Consider the following 15,249-nt stretch of genomic DNA (forward strand, 5'->3'; position numbering starts at 1 on the left):
AATGCGCTAACATCCGCGGTGAATTTACGTAAAGTATTGCAGGCAGGTTAAAATCCCGATTCACAACGTCAGATTAATGAACATATAATGCGCAGCAGGTCACATTGGCCAGCATGAATTCGACACACTGAACAGCCTGAAATATGGCGATAAAGAATTGTAAAATATGAAAATCATTCGCGCTTTCGCTTCAATCGCACTGGCTCTGGCGGCCTTCAGCCAGTCAGCCTTTGCTGTGGTTTACCCGTTACCGCCGGCCAACAGCCGTCTGATCGGCGAAAATATCGAAATTACTGTCCCTGAAGACAGCAAACTGCCGCTGGAAGCTTTTGCGGCGCAGTACCAGATGGGCCTCAGCAATATGCTGGAAGCCAATCCGGGCGTTGACGTTTATCTGCCTAAGGCTGGCAGCAAAATGATCATCCCACAGCAGCTGATCCTGCCGGACGCACCGCGTGAAGGCATTGTGATTAACAGCGCGGAGATGCGTCTTTACTACTACCCGAAAGGCAGCAAAACCGTGGTGGTGTTGCCTATTGGTATCGGTGAACTGGGTAAAGATACCCCGATTAACTGGACCACAGCGGTAGAACGTAAAAAAGATGGCCCGACCTGGACGCCAACCAAAGGCATGCATGCGGATTACGCGGCGCGCGGTGAAACCCTGCCAGCGGTCTTCCCGCCAGGCCCGGATAACCCGATGGGCCTGTATGCGCTCTATATCGGTCGCCTCTATGCGATTCACGGCACCAACGCCAACTTCGGTATCGGCCTGCGCGTGAGCCATGGTTGTGTGCGTCTGCGCGCTGACGATATCAAATGGCTGTATCAGAACGTGCCGGTCGGTACGCGCGTACAGTTCGTTGATCAGCCGGTAAAAGCGACCGTGGAGCCAGACGGTTCACGGTATGTAGAAGTGCATAACCCGCTGTCGACCACCGAAGAGCAGTTCAACTCGCGTGAGCTGGTGCCGATTACGCTGAATCAGGCGGTGAGCAAAGTTCTGGTTGATGCCAGCGTCAATCAGGATCAGGTTAATGGCGCGATTCAGGGCCGTACCGGTATGCCAGTAAAAGTGAACGGCGTGGAGAACAACATCCAGACTGCGCCAGTTCCGATGCCGGAAAACCCGCAGGCTGTGCCACAGGAAGAGCCAATGACGCCGGTCACCTCTCAGGGTGCAAACAGTGATGCCGCGCAGCCACAGCAGCCGGCCACTGAGCCAGCCGCACCGGCCGCTCCGGTAACACCAGCAGCACCTGCAGCCGCGGCCAATACCAGCTCGTAATTGCCGCCCTGCTTTCAGAAGCCAGCGCCTGTCGCTGGCTTTTTTATTGCCTGCGTTTCCGCGTTTTCCCGCGCACTCCGCTCAGAATGCCCCGTCCGACGATCATTAATCTGTCATATAAAGCGCGTATCACACTGCGTTGACCCGGTGCAAATCAGCAGCCGGCATCAGCCACCAGAGGTACACCATGAGCGAAAATAGTCTCTCCTCCTCATCAGCCCGAGGTCGCCCCGATTTCCACGGCAAAAATAGCCGTTTCAGTAAACCGCTGTTCTTTATTCTGCTGGTTGCCGGACTGGCGTTCGCTGGCCTCAATCTGGTCAGCGATGTTGAAGAGACCAATATGCCGGTCACCAGCTATCTGCCGTTCTTTCTGCTGGGGCTGGCATTGCTGATTGCGCTCGGCTTTGAGTTCGTGAATGGCTTTCACGATACCGCCAATGCCGTAGCGACCGTGATCTACACCCATTCGCTGACGCCCGGCGTCGCGGTGGTCTGGTCCGGTTTCTGTAACTTTCTGGGTGTGCTGCTCTCCAGCGGCGTGGTGGCGTTTGGCATTATCTCACTGCTGCCGGTGGAGTTGATCCTGCAGGCCAGCAGCGGCAGCGGGTTTGCCATGGTCTATGCGCTGCTCTTCTCAGCGATTATCTGGAACCTGGGCACCTGGTATTTAGGGCTGCCGTCGTCGTCGTCCCATACGCTGATCGGCTCAATCATCGGCGTCGGCGTTGCCAATGCGATGCTGCACGGACGCAGCGGTCTGAGCGGGGTTGACTGGGATCAGGCCTTGAAGGTCGGCTATGCACTGCTGCTGTCCCCGGTGGTCGGCTTTGTCTGCGCCGGGCTGCTGCTGTGGGTGATGAAACTGTTTATCCGCAATCGCCAGCTTTATCAGGCGCCAGAAAGCAATCAGCCGCCACCGGTCTGGATCCGCGGCCTGCTGATCCTGACCTGTACCGGCGTGTCGTTTGCGCACGGCTCCAACGATGGTCAGAAAGGGATGGGGCTGATTATGCTGATCCTGGTGGGCACCATGCCGATCGCCTACGCCCTGAACCGATCGCTGCCACCCGACCAGATCCCGCGCGTCGCGGCGCTGAACGAAGTGACCGCCCATCAGCTGCTGCAACTGCAGCCCGCGTCAGCCAATCCTCCACCGGCCCGTGAGGTACTGACCGGCTTTGTTGGCAGCAACAGCATGAATCCCGACGTGCTGCCCGCGCTGGCGATGACGCTGCGCGAAGTCGGCGATGAGATTCGTCGTTACGGTTCAATGGAAAACATTCCAGCTCAGGCGGTGACCAATACCCGCAACCAGATGTATCTGGCGTCAGAATCGATCAAGCATCTGCAGAGCGCCGAGGTCAGACTGCCGCAGGAGACGGAACGCAATCTCAAGGCAGTGAAAACGGAACTCGACAGCGCCACCCGTTTTATTCCGATGTGGGTGAAAGTGGTGGTGGCGATTGCGCTGGGACTGGGCACCATGGTCGGCTGGCGCCGGATTGTGGTCACTGTGGGAGAACGGATCGGTAAAACCCATCTGAGCTATGCCCAGGGCGCCAGCGCCGAACTGGTGGCGATGATGACCATTGGCGCGGCAGACGGTTTCGGTTTACCGGTTTCTACCACCCACGTGCTCTCATCCGGCGTGGCGGGCACCATGGCGGCGAACCGTTCCGGCTTGCAGCTCTCGACGCTGCGTAACCTGGCCGTCGCCTGGATTTTAACGCTGCCGGTTTCTATTCTGCTCTCTGCCCTTCTCTACTGGGTGTTCAGCCATTTCTAACGGTTTGCGGCTTATCGTCATTCAGGCGATAAGCCGCTGCTGCCAGTATAGCCGCAGGGTAATCAGCAGCGCCCCCAGCACCATCAACGCCGCCGCCAGATAGACTGACTGCATCCCCCAGTGTCCGATAAGCAATCCCGCCACCGGGCCGGTTAAGCCCAGGCCCAGATCGAGAAAAGCGGAATAGGTGCCCAGTGCAGAGCCCTGATCCTGACGCTCAACCCGTTTAACCGCCTCAACCCCCAGCGCCGGAAAGACCAGCGAAAATCCGCTGCCGGTGAGGAATGCGCCCGCCCCTACCAGCCAGGCGCTGTCCGCCTGCCAGATAATCAGCAGTCCCAGGCACTCCAGCAGGAAAGAGAAGAGCGACACGCGCAGCCCGCCGAAACGGGTAATAAAGCGACCAAACCCCAGACGCACCAGCACAAACCCCAGGCTGAACAGCGTCAGCGCATAGGCCGCGCCCTGCCAGTCACGGCTGGCGAAATAGAGGGTGATAAAGGTGGCGATAACACCAAAACCGATGGTGCCGAAGCCCAGCGCCAGGCCATAAAGCCAGACGCGCGAAAAGACGCGGTGAAACGGAATGCGCTCGCCCACGCTGACGGTCACCGCCGGTTTGCGGCTGGCCATCAGATAGCCCGCCACACCCATCAGTGCAATCAGCCCGGCAAATCCACTCATACCAAATTCACTGTTCAGCAGCACGCCCAGCGGTGCACCGACGGCCATTGCCAGATAGGTCGCAACACCGTTCCAGGAGATCACGCGCGCGGTCTGCATCGGCCCGACGATGTTCATACCCCACAGGGTAGAGCCGGTGCTGCTGAAGCTTTCACCCACGCCGAGAAACAGCCGCCCGATGGCCAGCAGCGCCAGACTCAGCCACGGCCAGCCGCTCAGCAGTGCAGCCACGATAGTCAGCACCCCGCTCATGCCGCAGCAGAGCAGTCCCAGCATCACCACCCGCTTTGGCCCAAGGCGATCGGCCAGACGGCCCGACTGCGGACGGCTGAGCAGCGTCGCAAAATATTGAATGCTGATAATCAGTCCGGCGATAAAGGAGCTGAAGCCAAGATGATTTTTGACGAAGCCTGGCAGCACGGCCAGCGGCAGTCCGACAGAGAGATAGCAGAAGAAAGTGAAGATAATAACGGAGAGGATTCGTTTGTTGAGCTGGCTGTTGCTCAACACAGCGGATTCAGACATAGCAGGCAAGGGGTCCAGGAAATTTTTCCCACTATACCGTCAGGCCGCTAAGGGGTCGCCTGATTTTTTATCACAAACCATGAACATGCGCGTGACGATCGATCGCCTGTGCAATGTCGCCCGACGATTTTAACGCACGGATTTCGCTGAATAAGCCATCGGCTTCGCCATAGGCTTTGCGCAGATAACCGAGCCACTGTTTGATACGCGCCACGTGGTAGAGGCCGGTATCACCCTGCTTTTCCAGCCGGCTGTATTTCTGTAATAACCGCACCACATCAGGCCAGGCCATCGGCGGTTCGTTATATTTCACTACCCGGCTCAGGTTGGGGATGTTCAGTGCGCCACGGCCAATCATCACCGCATCGCAGCCGGTTACCGCCATACAGTGTTGCGCGCTTTGCCAGTCCCATATTTCGCCATTGGCAATCACCGGAATGCGCAGCCGCTGACGAATATCGCCAATCGCCTGCCAGTTGATCGCCTCTGCGCGATAGCCCTCTTCTTTGGTCCGCCCATGCACCACCAGTTCGCTGGCACCGGCCTGTTGCACCGCATCGGCAATCTCCAGACTGCGGGCGCTGGAGTCCCAGCCGAGCCGCACTTTCACCGTCACCGGCAAATCTGCAGGCACCGCTTCACGCATCGCTTTCGCGCCGCGATAGATCAGATCGGGATCTTTAAGAAGAGTTGCGCCGCCTCCGCTGCCGTTAACCAGTTTAGAAGGACAACCACAGTTGAGATCCACACCCCATGAGCCCAGTTCCACCGCACGTGCGGCGTTCTCGGCTAACCATTTGGGATGCTGCCCCAGCAGCTGCATACGCACCCGCGTGCCGGAAGGCGTGCGGCTGGCGTTATGCAGTTCGGGGCAGAGACGGTAGAAAGATTTTACCGGCAGCAGTTGATCGACCACGCGCAAAAACTCAGTAATGCAGAGATCGTAGTCGTTCACTTCCGATAACAGCTGGCGCACCAGTGAATCCAGCACGCCCTCCATCGGTGCCAGTAAAACCCTCATACTCAGACGTTTCCGGTACGCTTCGCTGCTGCCGGACGACGCGGACGGGCTGCGGGCCTATCGCCCTGAGGAGCGGCCTGGCTCTGACGACGCGCCTGAGGACGCTTTTCGCCGGATGAAGATGAGCGCGATGCGCCTGCACCCTGTCCGCCCTGGCTGCGACCACGGCCGCCGCCACCGCCACCTGCACCGCCGCGAGACTGCTGCTGACGACCGTTGATGATCGGCTCCGCTTTGATGCTCGGATCGGGTTCATAACCCTCAACGGCCAGACGCGGGATTTCACGCTTCAGCAGACGTTCGATATCACGCAGCAGTTTATGCTCATCGACGCAAACCAGCGACAGTGCGACACCGGTCGCAGCTGCACGGCCGGTACGGCCAATACGGTGAACGTAATCTTCGGCGACGTTAGGCAGCTCGTAGTTCACGACGTGTGGCAGCTCTTCGATATCCAGGCCACGGGCCGCGATATCGGTGGCAACCAGGACGCGGATACCGCCTGATTTGAAGTCGGCCAGCGCGCGGGTACGTGCTCCCTGGCTTTTGTTGCCATGGATCGCGGCGGCGGAGATGCCATCTTTGCCCAGCTGCTCGGCAAGGTGGTTCGCGCCGTGTTTGGTCCGGGTGAAGACCAGCACCTGCTGCCAGTTGCCTTCGCCAATCAGCTGCGACAACAATTCACGCTTACGCTTCTTATCAACGAAAGCCACCTGCTGCGCGACCTGCTCGGAGGCGGTGTTGCGGCGGGCCACTTCAATCATTTCCGGGTTGGTCAGCAGTTTCTCAGCCAGGCCTTTGATCTCATCAGAGAAGGTGGCAGAGAACAGCAGGTTCTGACGTTTAGCCGGCAGACGCGCCAGTACGCGACGGATGTCGTGGATAAAGCCCATATCCAGCATACGGTCCGCTTCATCCAGCACCAGAATTTCGACCTGTGACAGGTCAACCGCATTCTGTTGTGCCAGATCCAGCAGGCGTCCAGGCGTTGCCACCAGGATATCGACGCCGCCACGCAGTTTGACCATCTGTGGATTGATGCTGACGCCACCAAACACCACCATAGAACGCAGCGAGAGATATTTGCTGTAGTCGCTGACGTTTTCGCCGACCTGCGCCGCGAGTTCACGGGTTGGGGTCAGGATCAGGGCGCGCACCGGGCGACGACCGCGGATGGGCGTGGCAGTGGCAGAGAGTTTTTGTAACATAGGTAAGGTAAAGCCGGCTGTTTTGCCGGTGCCGGTCTGGGCGCTCGCCAGCAGATCGCGGCCTGCCAGCACAACAGGAATCGCCTGGCGCTGGATAGGTGTGGGTTCGCTGTAGCCTTGTTCGGCGACCGCGCGCAAAATATCGGCACTCAGGCCGAGAGAGTCAAAAGACATTAAGTGATTTACTCCGGTCCGCTCTGACCGTGATTCACGGTGTAGTTTTCAGAGGGATAGTGACGCCAGCCAGGGCTGACGCGTGAAAAGGGCGCAAACTACGATGCGTAAGCGGGCGAGTGTAACAGCTTTAAGAGAAGTGTGCGAGATAGCTCACATTTCCTGACACAACTTAACCGCCTGAAAACAGGAAGGCCACCTTCCGGTGGCCTTCAACTTAACTACGTTTGTTTTCGATTCGTCGCGGTGGCTCTTTCGCCAGCAGCGAGACCAGCGCCGGACCCAGCAACATCACTACGCCGAGACACGCCAGCAGCAGGTTGTTGTGGTAAATCCGCGACACCAGGAACAGTGTCATCATGGCGGCGCCAAAGTAGTAAGTGGTGGTCGCTTCTTCAAGATAATCGCCGAGAGTACGTAAACGGGCAATGCGCTGTGTCACCAGCATGGCAACAAAAACCAGTGCGTACATCGCCACCAGCGTGCTGCAGACATCAACCAGCGCTTTGTGTTTCCAGCCCCAGATCAGTGCAGCGATGACCAGCAGATGCATAGCAATATGCAACAACGTCTGACCCGTGATGATTTGAATACGATTAGACCATTTCATTCAGTTCTCCTGGCAGACCCAACAGGTCGCCCAAGTGCTACCGGCACAAGCCGGAAACGATTTCCTCAATGTAAAACAATTTTCGGATAACGCCCTAATTTTCGCCCTCTTTCACCACCCATTTGTGACAAAGACTACACTTTGATTCTATTGATGATGAAAAGGAGTGCGTCGCGAGTATGCCACAAAACAAGCAAGGATTTTCAATAAAAGTCCTGACGATCAATACACACAAGGGTTTCGCCCCTTTCAATCGCCGCTTCATCCTGCCCGAATTACGCGATGCCGTTCGCGCAACGGAGGCGGATGTGGTCTTTCTGCAGGAGGTGATGGGCACGCATGCCATCCACTCCCTTAACCATGAGGAGTGGCCCGAGTCTCCTCATTATGAGTTTCTGGCCGACACCATATGGAACGATTTCGCCTATGGGCGTAATGCGGTCTATCCGGAGGGGCATCACGGCAATGCGGTGCTGTCTCGCTTCCCGATCGCCGACTATGAGAACCGGGATATTTCGGTGGCGGGCAGTGAAAACCGCGGCATGCTGCACTGCCAGATCGCCCTGCCCGAGCCGCACGGCACGCTGCATGTCATCTGTGTTCATCTGGGCCTGAAAGAGGCGCATCGTCACGCGCAGATGAAGAAAATATGTGAAATGGTTAACTCACTGCCGCCCGACGCGCCGGTGGTGGTGGCGGGCGATTTCAACGACTGGCAGCGACGCGCTAACTCCATTCTGAAACATGGCGCAGGCCTGAAAGAGGTATTCAGCATGAAAACCGGACGCCCAGCGCGCACCTTCCCGGCGCGCTTCCCGATCCTGCGGCTTGACCGCATCTATGTCCGCAACGCCACCGTCAGTCATCCGTGGGCGCTGCCGCGCAAGCCCTGGTCCCATCTTTCCGACCATGCGCCGCTGGCGGTGGAGATTCACCTATGAATTTTAGCTGGCAGGAAGGCAACCGGCTGCTGTTGCTGGAAAATGGCGAAGCGTTTTTCCCGCGGGTCTTTGGCGCGATCCAGCGGGCGGAACGTACGGTATTAATCGAAACCTTTATTCTGTTTGAGGATGACGTGGGCAACGCCCTGCACCGCGAACTGCTGGCGGCAGCCCAGCGCGGCGTGCGGGTCGAAGTGATGGTCGATGGTTATGGCTCTGCCGAACTCTCCGACAAATTTGTTAACAGCCTGACCAGCGCTGGCGTGCGTTTCATCTATTACGATCCGCGTCCGCTGGTGATGGGGATGCGCACCAACGTTTTCCGCCGTCTGCACCGCAAAACCGTGGTGGTGGATGATGTGGTGGCCTTTGTGGGCGGCATTAACTTCTCGGCCGAGCACAACACCGATTATGGCCCGGAAGCCAAACAGGATTATGCGGTGCAGGTCAAAGGCCCGGTGGTGGATGACATCGCCCGCTATCTGCAACAGGCGATTGGCAGCGAACAGAATACCCGCCGCTGGTGGGGATCGCGCTCTCATCGTCCGGCGGTGAACGCCACGCCCGGCGATGCTCAGGTGCTCTATGTATATCGCGATAACGATGAGCATCGCGACGACATCGAAGTCCACTACCTGGAGATGCTGCGCGAGGCGAAGCGGGATGTGATTATTGCCAACGCCTACTTCTTCCCGGGTTACCGGTTGCTGCGTGAGATGCGCAACGCCGCGCAGCGTGGCGTCCGGGTGCGACTGATTGTGCAGGGCGAGCCGGATATGCCGATTGTGAAAGTCGGCGCGGAGCTGCTCTACAACTATCTGGTCGATGGCGGCGTCGAAGTCTACGAATATATCCGTCGCCCGCTGCACGGCAAGATCGCGGTAAAAGACGACTACTGGGCTACCGTCGGCTCCAGCAATCTCGATCCGCTTAGCCTGTCACTTAACCTTGAAGCCAACCTGATCATCCACGACAGGCCGTTTAACCAGACGCTGCGTGATAACCTGGAAGCGCTGCTGGCCAACGATTGCCAGCGCGTGCAGGAAGATCGCTTACCGCCGCGCAACTGGTGGCAACTGAGTAAAAGCGTGGTGGTATTCCACTTCCTGCGCCATTTCCCGGCCATCGCTGGCTGGCTGCCGGCGCATACGCCACTGCTGGCCCAGGTGGGTGAGCCGGTACAGCCTGAAATGGAGACGCAGGATCGCGTTGAAACTGATAACCCGGGAGCAAAATCCTGATGGCAAAAAAACATCCACGCTGGCAACTGGCGAAAAAAATTCTCACCGTGCTCTTTTTCATCGCGGTGGTGGTTCTGCTGGTGGTCTATGCCCGCAAAGTGAACTGGGAAGATGTTTATGACGTCATCGTTAACTACAACCGCTTTGTGGTACTGACCGCCGCCGGACTGGTGGTGCTGAGTTACCTGGTGTATGGCTGCTATGACCTGATTGGACGCGCCTACTGCGGCCATAAGCTGGCGAAGCGGCAGGTGATGCTGGTGTCGTTTATCTGTTACGCCTTCAACCTGACGCTAAGCACCTGGGTAGGTGGCGTCGCGATGCGCTACCGGCTCTATTCACGGTTAGGGCTGGATAGCGGCACCATTACCCGCATCTTCTCTCTGAGCATCGCCACTAACTGGCTGGGCTATATTCTGCTGGCGGGCGTGGTATTCAGTGCGGGCATGGTGTCGATCCCCAGCGGCTGGTTTATTGGTGAAACCACCCTGCGGCTGATTGGTGGCGCTCTGCTGGTGCTGGTGGCGGTCTACCTTTGGGCCTGTGCCTTTTCAAAGCAGCGTCGCTGGACGATCAAAGGCCAGACGCTGCAGTTGCCCTCGCTGCGCATGGCGCTGCTGCAGTTTGCGGTTTCCTGTGCCAACTGGATGGTGATGGGAACGATTATCTGGCTTCTGCTGGGACGAGACGTCGGTTATCCGATGGTGCTGGGCGTGCTGCTGATCAGCAGTATTGCCGGGGTAATCATTCATATTCCTGCGGGCATTGGCGTACTGGAAGCGGTCTTCCTGGCGCTGCTTAGCGGTCAGCACGCCTCGCATGGCACTATCATTGCGGCGCTGCTGGCTTATCGCGTGCTCTACTTTATCCTGCCGCTGCTGCTAGCGCTGGTGCTCTATCTGGGGCTGGAGAGTCGGGCGAAACATCTGCGCCAGAAGAATGAGCAGAAGTTGCAGAAGTCGTAATAAAAAAGGGGAGGCGCAGACAGTGCGCCTCCCCCGCTACTCCCTCAGACTTAACGGCGGTTGCCGAAAATCCGCAGCAGCATAAGGAACAGGTTGATGAAGTCGAGATACAGCGTCAGTGCGCCCATAATCGAGTAGCGACGCAGGTTTTCCGTATCGCGGGCATCGATCTGCTCACCGATATTTTTCAGCTTCTGCGTGTCATAGGCCGTTAACCCCACAAACACCACCACCCCGATGTAGGTAATCGCCCACATCAGCGCCGGGCTTTTCAGCCAGAAGTTCACCAGCGACGCCAGCACGATGCCAATCAGCGCCATAAACAGCAGGCTGCCAAAACGGCTGAGATCGCGTTTGGTGGTATAGCCGTAGAAGCTCATCGCGCCAAACATCCCCGCCGTGATAAAGAAGGTGCTGGCGATCGAGGAGTTAGTGTAAACCAGGAAGATACTCGCCATGGTCAGGCCGGTCAGCGCCGAGTAGAGCATAAACAGCCCGGTTGCCACGGCCCCGCTCAGGCGATGCACCATACCTGACAGGAAGAAGACCAGCCCCAGCTGCACGATAATCAGTCCGAAGAAAGTGATGCGGTTAGCAAACACCAGCTCCATGATCGCTGGCGTGCGTGCAGCGTACCAGGAGACAAACGCCGTCAGTAACAGACCGCAGGTCATCCAGCCATAAACCTGCGCCATATAGGCTTGTAAACCGCGAGATGCGGATTGAACGATGGAATCATTTCGTGGATATCGGTCCATGATGCACCTCTTGTTAAACGGATTAGGACCGGCTCCACACAGGGAACCGGATGAATAACCTGGTCTGGCAGGCATACGTTGTTTCTGTTTCAGCCCGTTGGGCCAGCGACAGCGCGACACAACCGCCACGGGCCCGTACGGTCTTATGAGGATGCGCACAGTTCAGGGCCAGAATAACAATAAAAGTCGCCCGGAACTGGCTCTAAGTGTGGCACAGCTCAGCTCAACTGTGCCACAACATGCCGCTTAACGTCGCGACAGGCATTGCTGATAACGGCTGTCGACACGCTGCGCAAACCACGCCGTGGTGAGATTACGGGTAATTTTCGGGCTTTCCAGCTTGATGCCCGGCAGCATTTCACGCGGTAACTTTCGACCCGCCATTTTATCCGCCAGGGTAAAGACCTGTTTCCAGAGTTCGCTGTCGCTGAACGACGCTTTCTCCCCTTTCTCCAGATCGCGGCGAATGTCGCTGTTGCTCATATCGATCTGCTTCGACAGCGTGCGCACCGCCAGTTCGGTGCCGCCCGCCGCATCCGATCCATAAAGAATCAGATCGCCATCCAGCGCCAGCTTCATGCCGGTGGCGCGCGACACCGCCGCCTGGAAGGCCGCATTGCGGCTGGCATACCAGCCCGCATTGTAGTCGGCAAAGCGGTAGAGTGGCTGGCTGTAGCCGGCCGGATAGCCGAGCAGGTGCATCGTCCCGAAGTAGATCCCGCCGTGGCGGGTAAAGACTTCACGCCGGATAGTGCCATCGATCGGCCACGGGTAGCCTTTGGCATGCGCTTCGGCAAACGCAATGCTGACCTGCATCGGCCCGCCGGTGTGGATCGGATTGAGATTACCAAACAGCGTCTGGCCCATCGGCACCATATCGATCAGGTCATCGAAAATAGCGCTCAGCTCTTTCTCACTGCGCACTTTGTCCAGCCGGGCGGCGTAGCTTTCACCGGTGGGCGATTTGATCTGCAGCGCGGTACGCACCAGGAATGCCGGGACGTGCACCTGCGCCGCACGGCGGTTGATCTCGCCCCAGGCGATTTTTGGCAGACCCGGTACGGCGGCCTCTGCGCTGAAGTTGCTCTCCTGATCCGCCACGGCGATCACCGCGCAGAGGTTGCTGGCGCTGGGATCGAGCTGCTGAGTGCGGAAGGTGGTGTAGATATCGTCGCTCCACGCCGCTTTATTGCTGACGTGCGATGGCAGCAGCCGCTGGATCTGCGCTTTGACATCTTCAGGCTGCCGCACCGGCGCCTCAGGGGTTTTCTTGCTGCTACAACCTGCCAGCACCAGTGCGGCGACCAGTGTCAGACGTTGCAGAATCGGGGTGGATGACATGCCTGTCCTCAGAATGAACCAAAGCTCTACTCTACCATCGCCAGAGTTTCACAGGCAGGCGAGAACTGAACTAAGGTTATCTTTTTTACCGTTAAAGGAACTTACGATGTTTAAACTCTGGCCTGTTGCGGCGTTCAGCCTGTTCTTAACCGGCTGCGGCGCCAATAATACGCCTGCCCAGGTAAAATCGCCGGGCGCACCCACCTCCTCCTCGCTTAAGGTGCTGGAGAGCGGCGCCAGCGTGATGCAGTCACGTCCGCCCATCGACGCCATCAATACCTATCTCGACGGATTCCATTTTTATAACGGCGATAAGAACGGTCAGATGGAGGCGCACCACTATGTCACTGTACTGAACGACGATGTGATGCAGGCGGTGATTTACGACGGCAACACGCGCGACGCACGGCTGATGGGCGTGGAGTACATTATCAGCGAACGGCTGTTTAACACCCTGCCGCCTGAAGAGAAGAAGCTCTGGCACAGCCATCAGTATGAGGTGAAATCGGGCACGCTGATTGCACCAGGCTTACCGGAAGCCGCCGACCACGCCCTGATGAAGCGCATTGTGAACACCTACGGGAAAACCTGGCACACCTGGCACACCGATCGCGACAAAACGCTGCCGATTGGCATTCCGGCGCTGATGATGGGCTTTACGGAGGATGGTCAGATGGACTCGCGACTGCTGGCGGACCGCGATCGTCGTTTTGACGTCGACAGCAAAAAGATCCGCGCCCAGCGTGCGGATATCGTGGCGCATCCTGCCGCGGCAGGTGCCAACGCCTGGCAACAGGGCCAGGTCATTCAGCTGAAGCGCACCGCCGGCGGCGGCGAACACAGCCACGGTCAGACCGGTTTTGGTCCGGCTGAGCAGCTAAAGCAGCCTTAATCCCGCGCTAGGCGTCGTGATGCGTGGTGATGCGGGCAGCGGCGTGTCTGCGGTTAACGGCTCAGCGGGCGCAGATACCTTTGCCCACTAAGCCGTTAACGCAGCTTACTCCCAGCGCTGAGCCGCCTGGTGGTCGCTGTCGCGGGCATCCACCCAGCGATCGCCCTGCTCTGTCGCTTCTCGCTTCCAGAACGGTGCACGGGTTTTCAGGTAATCCATGATGAACTCTGCAGCGGAAAAGGCGCTGCCGCGATGGGCGCTGGTCACGCCCACCAGCACGATTTCATCGCCGGGAAACAGTTCGCCCACGCGATGGATCACCGTGACGCGCTGCAGCGGCCAGCGTTCGCGCGCCGCATCAACAATCTCCTGCAGCGCTTTTTCGGTCATGCCGGGATAGTGCTCCAGCGTCAGTGCCGCGACGTCGTTGCCCAGATTGTGGTTACGGACTTTGCCGGTAAAGGTCACGACCGCACCATCTTCATCACAGGCCGCCAGCCAGCGATAGGCTTCCGCCATATCAAAGGGCGCGGGGCCGACGCGAATCTGCGTTTCCATCTTAGCCTCCGGTCACGGGCGGGAAAAAGGCCACTTCATCACCGGCGTGCAGCGGGTGACTCATCGGCACCAGCGTCTGATTAACCGCCGCCAGCAGCTTGCCTGACTCGAGCGCCAGCGCCCAGCGGTCATCGCGCTCTGCCAGCGCACTGCGCAGCGCGGCCACATCCGGATAATCGGCACCGACCTCAAGCGATGAGGTGCCGGTCAGCTCACGGACCTGGGCGAAAAACAGCACCTTAATCATGCGCGACCGCCTGGAAATCGCCGCTTTTGCCACCGCTCTTGCTGATTAAGCGCAGCTGTTCGATAACGATATCTTTCTGCACCGCTTTGCACATGTCGTAGATGGTGAGCGCGGCAACCGATGCGGCCGTCAGCGCTTCCATCTCCACGCCGGTTTTGCCGGTCAGGCGACAGAGCGTGGTGATGCGAACCCGGCTATGGTCAGCTTCAGCCTCCAGGTTCACTTCCACTTTGCTCAGCATCAGCGGATGACAGAGCGGAATCAATTCCCAGGTGCGTTTCGCCGCCTGAATACCGGCGATGCGCGCGGTGGCAAAGACATCCCCTTTGTGGTGGCTGCCTTCGATAATCATCTGCAGCGTTTCCGGCTGCATCAGCACCAGCACTTCTGCCCGTGCTTCGCGCACGGTTTCTGCCTTGGCGGAGACATCCACCATGTGCGCTTCGCCCGCGGCGTTAATGTGTGTGAGTTGAGACATACTTACCGTTTCTTGAGATGTGAGACAAAATTACAGGGCGCGGTTCGCGCATCAAGCTGGTCAGCGATAATGCGTTCCCAGGCGGTGCGGCAGGCGCTGGTGGAACCCGGCACGGCCAGGATCAGCGTCTGATTAGCCAGACCGGCAATCGCGCGCGACTGCAATGTCGAACCGCCAATCTCTTCATAGGAGATCATCCGGAACAGTTCGCCAAATCCATCAATCTCGCGGTCGAACAGCGGCAGCAGCGCTTCCGGCGTGCTGTTTTTCAGGTTAAAGCCGGTTCCGCCATTAATAATCACGACCTGAACATCTTCACTGGCGATCCAGCGCGACACGGTGGCGCGAATACGATAGAGATTATCCGGCACGATGGCGTGATCGACCACCTCATGTCCCGCTTCCGCGGCGGCTTCGCGCAGATAGTCGCCGGAGGTATCGTCACTGGCATCGCGACGATCTGACACTGTCATCACCGCAATCTGCACTGCCTGAAATTCGCTGGCTGGTTTACCCATACTGCCTCCTG

16 protein-coding genes are annotated in these 15,249 nt (G+C 58.3%); 6 read left to right on the forward strand and 10 right to left on the reverse strand.

Features of this window, described 5'->3' with window-relative positions:
- Nucleotides 1–166: 166 nt before the first annotated feature.
- Nucleotides 167–1,288, forward strand: coding sequence for a L,D-transpeptidase family protein (locus EPG66_RS05950; RefSeq protein WP_010260287.1), 1,122 nt, complete (start codon nucleotides 167–169; stop codon nucleotides 1,286–1,288).
- 187 nt (nucleotides 1,289–1,475) lie between these two features.
- A complete protein-coding gene (locus EPG66_RS05955) occupies nucleotides 1,476–3,077 on the forward strand; it encodes an inorganic phosphate transporter (protein ID WP_115758770.1) in 1,602 nt (533 codons plus the stop codon).
- Between the two features lie 21 nt (nucleotides 3,078–3,098).
- Here EPG66_RS05955 and EPG66_RS05960 read toward each other — a convergent pair whose 3' ends face one another.
- The 4 genes from EPG66_RS05960 to EPG66_RS05975 form a co-directional block, all read right to left on the reverse strand.
- Entirely contained in the window at nucleotides 3,099–4,286 is a 1,188-nt protein-coding gene (locus tag EPG66_RS05960) for an MFS transporter (RefSeq protein WP_182686239.1), read from the reverse strand.
- 70 nt (nucleotides 4,287–4,356) lie between these two features.
- Nucleotides 4,357–5,307 (reverse strand): tRNA dihydrouridine(16) synthase DusC, encoded by a 951-nt coding sequence (gene dusC, locus EPG66_RS05965; RefSeq protein ID WP_182686240.1) that lies wholly within the window; start codon nucleotides 5,305–5,307, stop codon nucleotides 4,357–4,359.
- Between the two features lie 2 nt (nucleotides 5,308–5,309).
- A complete protein-coding gene (rhlE, locus tag EPG66_RS05970; RefSeq protein WP_022626008.1) occupies nucleotides 5,310–6,689 on the reverse strand; it encodes an ATP-dependent RNA helicase RhlE in 1,380 nt (459 codons plus the stop codon).
- A 217-nt stretch (nucleotides 6,690–6,906) separates the two neighbouring features.
- The gene (locus tag EPG66_RS05975) at nucleotides 6,907–7,299 is read right to left on the reverse strand and encodes a YbhQ family protein (RefSeq protein ID WP_031594396.1); all 393 of its coding nucleotides are present in this window, start codon (nucleotides 7,297–7,299) and stop codon (nucleotides 6,907–6,909) included.
- Between the two features lie 179 nt (nucleotides 7,300–7,478).
- Between EPG66_RS05975 and EPG66_RS05980 the strand changes: the two genes are divergently transcribed.
- The 3 genes from EPG66_RS05980 to EPG66_RS05990 are packed head-to-tail and all read left to right on the forward strand — an operon-like array spanning nucleotide 7,479 to nucleotide 10,446.
- The gene (locus tag EPG66_RS05980; RefSeq protein WP_031594395.1) at nucleotides 7,479–8,240 is read left to right on the forward strand and encodes an endonuclease/exonuclease/phosphatase family protein; all 762 of its coding nucleotides are present in this window, start codon (nucleotides 7,479–7,481) and stop codon (nucleotides 8,238–8,240) included.
- Nucleotides 8,237–9,481, forward strand: a complete 1,245-nt coding sequence (gene clsB / locus EPG66_RS05985; protein ID WP_031594394.1) for a cardiolipin synthase ClsB — start codon at nucleotides 8,237–8,239, stop codon at nucleotides 9,479–9,481. Before EPG66_RS05980 ends, clsB begins: the two co-directional genes overlap by 4 nt.
- Nucleotides 9,481–10,446, forward strand: coding sequence for a lysylphosphatidylglycerol synthase domain-containing protein (locus EPG66_RS05990; RefSeq protein ID WP_115758772.1), 966 nt, complete (start codon nucleotides 9,481–9,483; stop codon nucleotides 10,444–10,446). The genes clsB and EPG66_RS05990 overlap by 1 nt, the downstream gene beginning before the upstream one ends.
- A 50-nt stretch (nucleotides 10,447–10,496) precedes the next feature.
- Here the strand turns inward: EPG66_RS05990 and EPG66_RS05995 are convergent, their stop codons facing one another.
- Complete coding sequence (locus EPG66_RS05995) at nucleotides 10,497–11,204, reverse strand: Bax inhibitor-1/YccA family protein (RefSeq protein ID WP_010260256.1); 708 nt, start codon at nucleotides 11,202–11,204, stop codon at nucleotides 10,497–10,499.
- 246 nt (nucleotides 11,205–11,450) lie between these two features.
- Nucleotides 11,451–12,545 (reverse strand): DUF1615 domain-containing protein, encoded by a 1,095-nt coding sequence (locus EPG66_RS06000; protein WP_182686242.1) that lies wholly within the window; start codon nucleotides 12,543–12,545, stop codon nucleotides 11,451–11,453.
- A gap of 106 nt (nucleotides 12,546–12,651) precedes the next feature.
- On the opposite strand from EPG66_RS06000, the gene EPG66_RS06005 reads away from it, so the two are divergent.
- On the forward strand, nucleotides 12,652–13,437 hold the full coding sequence (locus EPG66_RS06005; protein ID WP_182686244.1) for an OBAP family protein: 786 nt from the start codon (nucleotides 12,652–12,654) through the stop codon (nucleotides 13,435–13,437).
- Between the two features lie 105 nt (nucleotides 13,438–13,542).
- On the opposite strand, the gene moaE is transcribed toward EPG66_RS06005, so the two are convergent.
- Genes moaE through moaB form a run of 4 tightly spaced genes read right to left on the reverse strand, consistent with a single transcriptional unit; the run spans nucleotide 13,543 to nucleotide 15,238 of the window.
- Nucleotides 13,543–13,995, reverse strand: a complete 453-nt coding sequence (moaE, locus tag EPG66_RS06010) for a molybdopterin synthase catalytic subunit MoaE (protein WP_083068657.1) — start codon at nucleotides 13,993–13,995, stop codon at nucleotides 13,543–13,545.
- Nucleotide 13,996: 1 nt separating this feature from the next.
- The gene (gene moaD / locus EPG66_RS06015; RefSeq protein ID WP_022626012.1) at nucleotides 13,997–14,242 is read right to left on the reverse strand and encodes a molybdopterin synthase sulfur carrier subunit; all 246 of its coding nucleotides are present in this window, start codon (nucleotides 14,240–14,242) and stop codon (nucleotides 13,997–13,999) included.
- Nucleotides 14,235–14,720, reverse strand: coding sequence for a cyclic pyranopterin monophosphate synthase MoaC (gene moaC / locus EPG66_RS06020; protein ID WP_182686246.1), 486 nt, complete (start codon nucleotides 14,718–14,720; stop codon nucleotides 14,235–14,237). Before moaC ends, moaD begins: the two co-directional genes overlap by 8 nt.
- 2 nt (nucleotides 14,721–14,722) lie before the next feature.
- Nucleotides 14,723–15,238, reverse strand: a complete 516-nt coding sequence (moaB, locus tag EPG66_RS06025; protein WP_022626013.1) for a molybdenum cofactor biosynthesis protein B — start codon at nucleotides 15,236–15,238, stop codon at nucleotides 14,723–14,725.
- Between the last annotated feature and the right edge of the window lie 11 nt (nucleotides 15,239–15,249).

Source organism: Pantoea pleuroti, from assembly GCF_014156615.1.
In the GTDB taxonomy this organism is placed as follows: Bacteria; Pseudomonadota; Gammaproteobacteria; order Enterobacterales; family Enterobacteriaceae; genus Pantoea; species Pantoea agglomerans.

Bases quoted from the DNA above. Each gene is read 5' to 3' on its own strand.
- moaE (WP_083068657.1), bottom strand. From the start codon at position 13,995: ATGGAAACGCAGATTCGCGTCGGCCCCGCGCCCTTTGATATGGCGGAA.
- EPG66_RS05960 (WP_182686239.1), bottom strand. From the start codon at position 4,286: ATGTCTGAATCCGCTGTGTTGAGCAACAGCCAGCTCAACAAACGAATC.
- rhlE (WP_022626008.1), bottom strand. From the start codon at position 6,689: ATGTCTTTTGACTCTCTCGGCCTGAGTGCCGATATTTTGCGCGCGGTC.
- EPG66_RS05955 (WP_115758770.1), top strand. From the start codon at position 1,476: ATGAGCGAAAATAGTCTCTCCTCCTCATCAGCCCGAGGTCGCCCCGAT.
- dusC (WP_182686240.1), bottom strand. From the start codon at position 5,307: ATGAGGGTTTTACTGGCACCGATGGAGGGCGTGCTGGATTCACTGGTG.
- EPG66_RS06005 (WP_182686244.1), top strand. From the start codon at position 12,652: ATGTTTAAACTCTGGCCTGTTGCGGCGTTCAGCCTGTTCTTAACCGGC.
- moaD (WP_022626012.1), bottom strand. From the start codon at position 14,242: ATGATTAAGGTGCTGTTTTTCGCCCAGGTCCGTGAGCTGACCGGCACC.
- moaB (WP_022626013.1), bottom strand. From the start codon at position 15,238: ATGGGTAAACCAGCCAGCGAATTTCAGGCAGTGCAGATTGCGGTGATG.
- EPG66_RS05995 (WP_010260256.1), bottom strand. From the start codon at position 11,204: ATGGACCGATATCCACGAAATGATTCCATCGTTCAATCCGCATCTCGC.
- EPG66_RS06000 (WP_182686242.1), bottom strand. From the start codon at position 12,545: ATGTCATCCACCCCGATTCTGCAACGTCTGACACTGGTCGCCGCACTG.
- moaC (WP_182686246.1), bottom strand. From the start codon at position 14,720: ATGTCTCAACTCACACACATTAACGCCGCGGGCGAAGCGCACATGGTG.
- clsB (WP_031594394.1), top strand. From the start codon at position 8,237: ATGAATTTTAGCTGGCAGGAAGGCAACCGGCTGCTGTTGCTGGAAAAT.
- EPG66_RS05975 (WP_031594396.1), bottom strand. From the start codon at position 7,299: ATGAAATGGTCTAATCGTATTCAAATCATCACGGGTCAGACGTTGTTG.
- EPG66_RS05980 (WP_031594395.1), top strand. From the start codon at position 7,479: ATGCCACAAAACAAGCAAGGATTTTCAATAAAAGTCCTGACGATCAAT.
- EPG66_RS05950 (WP_010260287.1), top strand. From the start codon at position 167: ATGAAAATCATTCGCGCTTTCGCTTCAATCGCACTGGCTCTGGCGGCC.
- EPG66_RS05990 (WP_115758772.1), top strand. From the start codon at position 9,481: ATGGCAAAAAAACATCCACGCTGGCAACTGGCGAAAAAAATTCTCACC.